The sequence below is a fragment of the Sphingobium cupriresistens genome, from assembly GCF_004152865.1.
Lineage (GTDB): Bacteria > Pseudomonadota > Alphaproteobacteria > Sphingomonadales > Sphingomonadaceae > Sphingobium > Sphingobium cupriresistens.
Genome location: NZ_SEOO01000148.1, coordinates 1 through 616 on the forward strand (window position 1 = coordinate 1; position 616 = coordinate 616).

A 616-nucleotide genomic window follows, 5' to 3' on the forward strand; every position below is an offset into this window, starting at 1 on the left:
GAAAATTACACCAATGCCGGGGGGAGTGGCCCTCGGGCTACGCCCTCACGCCACTCCCCCCGGCATGTAACACGATGGCCTGGTTTTACGCCGCCGAATGGCCGACTTTTGCTCCGCCGTTGACACCCGATCGTGATGGTCTGGCCAATCGATGCCGGGCGCTGCAAGGTCGAGGTGTCATTCGTCAAAACAGGTGATGGACCGGCCAACGAGAAGTTGGACGCGGATACTCTGACTTTCTTCAAGAGCTTCATCGGCGAAGATCTCGACGCGCTTGCCGGGATGCACAGGGCGCTGGCGCACGGTGGCATCGATTCGATACCGCTCTGCTGGTCGGAACAGTTTATCTATAACCACGAGCAACACATCGACGTGGTGATGGGCCGCGAAAACGTGCCGCAGGAACTGGCGGTCGTCGCCGTCGATCTGCCCTACGCCCACGCATAGGAATCTGGCCTGGTCCTTTCATATAGTGGGAGGGCCAGGTTAATGTGTCAACGGCGGAGCAAAAGTCGGCCATTCGGCGGCGTAAAACCAGGCCATCGTGTTACATGCCGGGGGGAGTGGCGTGAGGGCGTAGCCCGAGGGCCACTCCCCCCGGCATTGGTGTAATTTT

At 59.9% G+C, this 616-nt stretch carries 1 protein-coding gene; it reads left to right on the forward strand.

From position 1 onward, the window contains the following. Positions 1 to 132 precede the first annotated feature (132 nt). Entirely contained in the window at positions 133 to 447 is a 315-nt protein-coding gene (locus EWH12_RS22050) for an SRPBCC family protein (RefSeq protein ID WP_129927830.1), read from the forward strand. The last annotated feature ends 169 nt before the right edge of the window (positions 448 to 616 follow it).